Annotated in this window: 8 protein-coding genes and 1 pseudogene; all 9 read right to left on the bottom strand. The window is 72.4% G+C overall.

The window, feature by feature from the left end; all coding sequences use genetic code 11:
* Nucleotides 1–306 (bottom strand): AMP-binding protein (locus tag AB0O00_RS26225; RefSeq protein ID WP_363655714.1); only part of this gene is annotated, 306 nt, incomplete at its 3' end.
* Between the two features lie 5 nt (nt 307–311).
* On the bottom strand, nt 312–587 hold the full coding sequence (locus tag AB0O00_RS26220; RefSeq protein WP_363655713.1) for a phosphopantetheine-binding protein: 276 nt from the start codon (nt 585–587) through the stop codon (nt 312–314).
* 57 nt (nt 588–644) lie between these two features.
* Nucleotides 645–1,001, bottom strand: coding sequence for a VOC family protein (locus AB0O00_RS26215; RefSeq protein WP_363655711.1), 357 nt, complete (start codon nt 999–1,001; stop codon nt 645–647).
* 52 nt (nt 1,002–1,053) lie between these two features.
* Entirely contained in the window at nt 1,054–2,304 is a 1,251-nt protein-coding gene (locus AB0O00_RS26210) for an MFS transporter (RefSeq protein ID WP_363655709.1), read from the bottom strand.
* Between the two features lie 159 nt (nt 2,305–2,463).
* Nucleotides 2,464–3,183, bottom strand: coding sequence for a sulfotransferase family protein (locus AB0O00_RS26205; RefSeq protein ID WP_363655707.1), 720 nt, complete (start codon nt 3,181–3,183; stop codon nt 2,464–2,466).
* Entirely contained in the window at nt 3,180–4,268 is a 1,089-nt protein-coding gene (locus AB0O00_RS26200) for a M20/M25/M40 family metallo-hydrolase (protein ID WP_363655705.1), read from the bottom strand. Before AB0O00_RS26200 ends, AB0O00_RS26205 begins: the two co-directional genes overlap by 4 nt.
* The gene (locus AB0O00_RS26195) at nt 4,265–5,089 is read right to left on the bottom strand and encodes a [LysW]-aminoadipate kinase (RefSeq protein WP_363655703.1); all 825 of its coding nucleotides are present in this window, start codon (nt 5,087–5,089) and stop codon (nt 4,265–4,267) included. The genes AB0O00_RS26200 and AB0O00_RS26195 overlap by 4 nt, the downstream gene beginning before the upstream one ends.
* A 2-nt stretch (nt 5,090–5,091) precedes the next feature.
* Nucleotides 5,092–6,102, bottom strand: a complete 1,011-nt coding sequence (gene argC, locus AB0O00_RS26190; protein ID WP_363655702.1) for an N-acetyl-gamma-glutamyl-phosphate reductase — start codon at nt 6,100–6,102, stop codon at nt 5,092–5,094.
* Nucleotides 6,099–6,510 (bottom strand): annotated as a pseudogene (locus AB0O00_RS26185) (alpha-L-glutamate ligase); the annotation flags it as partial. The gene argC and the pseudogene AB0O00_RS26185, both read right to left, overlap by 4 nt.

Raw genomic sequence — 6,510 nt, 5'->3', positions numbered from 1 at the left:
GGCGATCCGGCTCGCGGGCCAGCGCGGGTCGAGCGTGGCGTACGCCGCGCCGGTCATCAGCACGCCGAGCTGCAGCGCCACCAGCTGGGCGCTGCGCGGCACCAGCAGCGGGACGATGTCGCCCGGCCGTACGCCCCACTCGGCGAGCCGGCCCGCCAGGGCCCGCGCCGCGGTGGTGAGGGTCAGGTAGTCGACGCGCTCGTCGCCCGCGACCAGCGCGAGGTCGTGCGGCGCCCGGTCCGCGTGCTCGGCGACCGCGGCGTGCACGCTCCGCAGCGGCGGCACGTTCGGCGGCACGTTCGTCACCGCGCTCATTCCGCACCGAGCCGGATCTGCTCGGCGAAGTCGGCCAACTCGTCGTGTTCGAGCAGCAGGGCCGGGTCGACCTTGAACCCGAGCCGGCGCTCGATGCGGGCGCAGATCCGGATGGCCGCCAGCGAGGTGCCGCCGAAGTCGTAGAAGCTGTCGCGCCGGCCCACCAGGTCGACGTCCAGCACCTCGGCGATGACGGCGGCGACCTGCTCCTCCAGCTCGTCGGCCGGCTGCTCGTACGCGGCCTTGCACACGGCCTCACGGTTCCCGGTCACGCAATTCTCCTGTTCTCGTCTGCTCGGCTTGTCTTGCTTCGAGGACCCGCTGACCGGCTAGTCGCCCGTCAGGATGCAGAACTCGTTGCCCTCCGGGTCGGCCATGACGACCCAGTCACCCGAGGAGCGGAAGTCGGCGACGACGCTCGCGCCCAGCGCGAGTGCGCGGTCCACCTCGGCGTCCTGGGTGCGGCCCTCGGGGCGCATGCAGAAGTGCATGCGGTTCTTCACCGTCTTGCCGTCGGGCACCTGGATGAAGAGCACGGTGTACCCGTCGGCGGTGACGACGTAGCACTCGTCGGAGCCCGGCCGCACCCCCTCCTTCGGGGTGAACTCGGCCATCTCGCACCACCATTGGGCCTGCGCGTACGGGTCGCGCGCGTCGACGGTCGTGTGGGACAACCTCAGGCTCATCGGGACGTGCTCCTTCTCGCTGTCGCGGCGCTGTTCGGGACACCGGTGGTGGTCATGAGATCTGTTCGGCGGGCGCCGGCTGGACGTCCTGCTCGGCCTCGCGCAGGGCCCGGGTCGTCACCCGCGAGGCGAACACGGCCGCCGCGAGCGCCAGTCCGATGCCGGACACCACGAAGGTGCTCTCCGGACCGAGCCAGCGCCCCAGCCCACCGCCGAGCAGCGCCCCGATCGGCACGGCCCCGAGCACGATCAGCCGGTACCCGGCGGTGGCCCGGCCGAGCAGTTCGTCGGGGACGGCCGCCTGGCGCAGCGTGCTCACCACGATCTGGTTCAGCGAACTGGCCACGGCCGCGAGGAACATGGCGATCTCGGAGAGGACGACGCTGCCGCTGAGGCCGAGGACCACGAAGCTGGCGGCCGGCAGGAGCGCGGCGAGCCAGGTGACCGGCCCCCCGCCGATCGCCGGGACGACCTTCGCCGCGATCAGCGAGCCGACGACGGCGCCCACGGCCGGCACCGCGATGAAGACGCCGTACCAGGAGGTGGAGACGCCCAGCGGGCCCGTCGCCAAGAGTACGAGCAGTCCCCCGGTGGCGGAAGAGAACAGGTTGATCGAGCCGGAGATGAACGCCACGCGCCGCAGCAGCCGGTGGTTCCAGAAGTAGGACCAGCCCTCCCGGATGCTGCGGACGACCTCGCCCGGGGTGTGCTTGGAGCCGCTGGTGTCACTGGAGTTGGGCAGCATCCGGGGCAGGGTGACGACGGCCAGCGCGGCGAGCGCGAAGAGTCCGGCGGTGGAGAAGAACACCAGGGTCGCCGATATCGCGAACAGCGCGGCGCCGGCCGTCGGCCCGATGAAGTTGTGGATGGTCGACTGGGTCGCGAACAGCCGCCCGTTGGCCCGCTCCAGGTCGCTGCGCTTGACCAGGCGCGGAGGCACCGTCAGGGCCGCGTTGTTCACCAGGGTCTCGGCCGTGCCGGCGAGGAACACGGCGAGGTAGAGCACGACGACGCTGCGCACGTCCGCCACGAGCGTCAGGACGAGCAGGCCGAACCCGACGGCGCGGATCACGTTGCCCCACACCATGATGAGGCGCCGGTCCATGCGGTCGGCGAGGGCCCCGGCCGGGAGGGTGAAGACCAGCCAGGGCAGGAACTGCGCCACCTCGATCCCGGCGACCAGCAGCGGGTCCCGGGTCATCGTCACGACGAGGAGGGGCACGGCCGCCAGCACCAGGCCGTCGCCCAGGTTCGACACCCCCTGCGACACCCACAGCCTGGTGAAGCTACGGCCCAACGTCATGTCCGCTCCTCTGTCGTTCCTGCACGCGCGCGTCGTTCTGCGCGACCGGGCCGCCTTGATCGGCCCCGGTCACAACCTAGTGTCCGGAGCGGTGTGTTGCCGCTGGTTGTCGGGATCGGACGGGTCAACCGGCCGCCCGTGCGGGCACCTTACGCACCGTCACCCGGCCAGTGCCGCCGTGATCCGCTCGTAGTACGGCAGTTGGTCGCGCTCGAACGCGAGGGCGGTCTGCTCCAGGCCCTCCGGGAACTGCTTCTTCCCGGCCGGGGCGGCGCCCAGGGCGTTCGACTCGCTCACACCGGCGTGCCAGCGTTCGGTCGTCTTCCAGCTCGCCGGGGGCTCCCGCTTGAAGGCGAGCGCCTCGGCGAGGAAGTCGATCCCCATGGCCGCGCAGTACTCCCGCATCTGCGCCTCGGCGCCGTCGGCCAGCCGGTCGCCGTCGACGAGGTGCATCGGCAGGCCGGCGGCCGTCACCGTCGAGACGATGTCCCACAGGTGCCCGAAGCCCATCGCCGCCGACGTGGCGTCGGCCTGCATGACCAGGTGCGAGCGGACGGTGTCGCGCGGGTTGCGGACCATCGCGGCGTGACGGCACCGCCGCAGGAACGCGGGGTCGGCGCCGAGCCGGTCGAAGGGGAAGTCGGTGGTGTCCTTGAAGAACACCGGGCGCTCCTCCGCCGCGTCGACGAGGGCGGCCATCACCTCCTCCTGGCTCGCGCAGACCCGGCCGGCGACGTCCGCCTCGCCGAAGTCGCATACGCGGGAGAAGGGTTCGTGGACGACCAGGAAGTCGCCGCGCTCGTACATCGCGCGCTCGAACGCCGTCGAGCGCGAGCGCGGCACGCTCCACAGCGCCAGGAGATTCGGCCGGTCCGTCATGACGCTGCCTCCGGGAGGGTCTCGTCCAGGAGGCGCAGCGCGGCCCGCAGGACGCGGACGCCGTCGAGGTACTCCTGGATCAGGATGTGTTCGTCGTCGGTGTGGTCCTGGTGGGCGTCCCCCGGGCCGTAGGTGGCCATCGGGACGTTCCAGGTCCGGCTGAGGGTGTTCATGTCGCTCGTGCCGGTCTTGAGCTTGTGGGCGGGCCTGGCGCCGCCGAGGACGATCGCGCGGGACAGCGCCTTCACGCACGCGGAGCTCCGCGGGACGACGACGGCGGGGACGTCGTAGACCGCCGACACCTCGATGCCGTCGCCGAGGAGCGCCGAGACGTCGCGCAGCAGGCCGTCGGGGGTCGTCCCGGGAGGGGTCCGGAACACCAGCGCGCACTCGCTGGAGAACGGTTCGAACCGGCCGTCCCTGATGACCATGCCCACGTCGTCGAAGGTGTCGTTCCCGCGCGTCCCGTAGGCGTCGAGGACCCGGGCGAGTGCCTGGACCAGGATCTCGCTGGACTTCGGCCCCGGCGTCGCGGTGTGCGTGCGCGGGACCTCGCAGCGCACGTCGAGCTGGACCATCCCCTTGTAGCCGATGGTCACCGACGAGGCCCCGCTGGGCTCGCCCACGATGACGGCGTCGGGCACGGGCACGGTGGTGCGGACGTGTTCGGCGCCCCGCGACCACAGCGTCTCCTCCTCGACCACGCCCACCCAGTGGATGCGGATGCCGAGGTCGCGGCTGGTGAGCGCGGCGACGAGCATCGCGGTGAGCGGGCCCTTCGCGTCCACCGCCCCGCGGCCCCGGACGAGGGTGTCGCTGTGCTCGAAGGGGACGTCGCCCTCGACCGTGTCCAGGTGGCTGAGCAGCATGACCGTGCGCGTGCCGTGCCCGACCAGGGCGTGCACGTTGCCCGCGTCGTCCACGTGGCTCTCCGCGCCGTGGCCGGCCGCGATGTCCCGCAGCCGCTCGGCCAGCTTCCGCTCGCTGCCGGAGACGGACGGGATCGCCACCACCTCGGCGAGCAGCGCGACGGCGTCGGTGTCGGTCAACTCCGGTGTCCGGGTGTCGAACTGGCTTGTCGTCACGGTGTGCCACGGCCCTTTCCGATGAGGGTTCCGCTCCCTCGTAGAGCTTCTGCGATGGGCGAGTCCACGCGGCCGTCGCAGACCTGGACGGCCTGGGCGCCCTTGTCCAGTGCTTCGACCGCGGCGGCGACCTTCATCCGCATGCCGCCGCTCAGTTCCGCGATCAGCCCCTTGGCGTCGTCCCGGCTCAGCGAGGCGATGGTGGAGGCGGGGTCGTCGCGGTCGGCGAGCACCCCCGGCGTGTCCGTGAAGAGGAGCAGCCGGTCGGCGCGCCAGGCCGCCGCGATGGCGCAGGCCATCCGATCCGCGTCCACGTTGGTCGCCTGGCCGTCCGCGGTCATGCCCGGGGGGCACACGACGGGGACCATGCCGCACGCGTGGAGGGCCTCCAGGACGGTCGTGTCGACGCCGACGACGCGGCCGGCGAGGTTGTCGCGCACCACCCGGACGCTGTCGCCGAACACCGCGCGGATCGCCGCCTTGCGTTCGGTGCGCACCAGCCCGCCGTCCATGCCCGACAGTCCGACGGCGGTGACGCCGCGGGCGCCCAGCTCCGAGACGATCCGGGCCTGGGTCCGGCCGCGCATCGCCATCATGAGGGCGGTGAGCGTCGCCGCGTCGGTGTAGCGCGTCACCATGCCGTCCGGGGACCGCAAGGTGCGCCGCGGCAGGCCGAGTTCGCCGATGGTGTCGTCGATGTCGCGGGATCCGCCGTGCACCACGACGATGTGGTGCTCGCGCCACAGGGCGGCGATGTCGTCGGCGATCGCCGTGCTGTTCTCCTGGAGGCTGCCGCCCCACTTCACCACGATTCTCGTCATGGTCACACCGGGTGCAGTCCGGGGAAGGTCAGCCCGTACGTCTCGGGCAGACCGAGCATGAGGTTCATGCACTGCACCGCGCCGCCCGCGGCCCCCTTCATCAGGTTGTCGATGCTGCCCATCACGAGGGCCTTGCCGCGGCCGTCGACGACGACGCCGACGTCGCAGAAGTTCGAGCCGAGCAGGACCTTCGGGTCCGGGTAGCGGTACGTGCCGCGCGGGCTGTTCACCAGCCGGACGAACGGCTCCTTGGCGTAGTCCTCGCGGTACATGCCGAGCAGCTCGCGCTCGCTCACCTCCCCGACGTCCACCTTCGCCAGCGTCTGCACGCCGCGCACCTGCGGCGTCGCGGTGACCGTCATCGACGCCGCCACCCCGAGCGCCTCGGACACCTCGGCCTCGTGCCGGTGGCCGAACGGCGCGAACACCCGCATCACGCCGCTGCGCAGCGCGTGGGAGTTGGCGTCGCCGCTGGAGGCGCCGGAGCCGCTGCTGCCCGTCCGCGCGTCGACGTCGATGTCCCGGAGGAGGCCGCGGGCCGCGAGCGGTGCGAGGCTCAGGATCGCGCTGGTGGCCATGCAGCCCGGGACGGCGACGCGGTCCGCGGCGGCGATCTCCTCGCGGTGCAGCTCGGGCAGGCCGCGGACGAACGGCGCCGCGTGCTCGCCGTCCCGGCGCCAGCCGTAGTAGCGCTCCATGAGCGCGGCGTCGGCGAGCCGGAAGTCGGCGGTCAGGTCGACGATCTTCGGCGCGAGCGCCGCCGTGTCGTCGAGGATCTTCGCCGTGGAGCCGTGGACCCCGGCGAGGAAGATCAGGTCGGCCGGCTCCAGGTCCTCCCGCCGGCCGTACCGCAGGCCGCTCCCCCGCAGCGGCGGGTGCGCGGTCTCCACGGCGCGGCCGGCGTGGGTGTCGGAGGTCACGGCCGTGACCTCGACCTCGGGGTGGTGGACGAGCAGGCGCAGCAGCTCACCTCCCACGAAACCCCGTCCGCCCACCACTGCGATGCGCTTCATACCGGTTCCTTCACCTCGCTCAGCTCGGCCGTGCAGGCCTCGACGATCCGGGCGGCGACGTCGACACCCGTCGCCCGCTCGAATCCCTGGAATTCGACCCGGGAGTTCACCTCGATCACCGTGTGGCCCCCGTCCGCGAGCTCGACGAGGTCCACGCCGGCGATCGTCGCGCCCACGGCGGCGGCCGCCCGGACGCACAGCGCGTGGAGCTCCTCGTCCGGCGCGTGCGGCTCCACCGTCGCTCCCCTTGCCACGTTGTTGCGCCAGTCGCTGCTCGTCCTGGTGATGACGCCCAGGCAGACGCCGTCGACCACGATCCCGCGCAGGTCGGGCGAGCCGGGCCGGACGGCCTCCTGGACGATCACCGTCCGCGCGACCGCCGACGGCAGCGCGGCGCACGTCTCCAGG

The organism is Kitasatospora sp. NPDC093558 (assembly GCF_040683475.1).
Taxonomy (GTDB): Bacteria; Actinomycetota; Actinomycetes; order Streptomycetales; family Streptomycetaceae; genus Kitasatospora.
The sequence above is the reverse complement of the archived record's forward strand: the minus strand, read 5'-3'. Positions and strand labels throughout refer to the sequence as shown.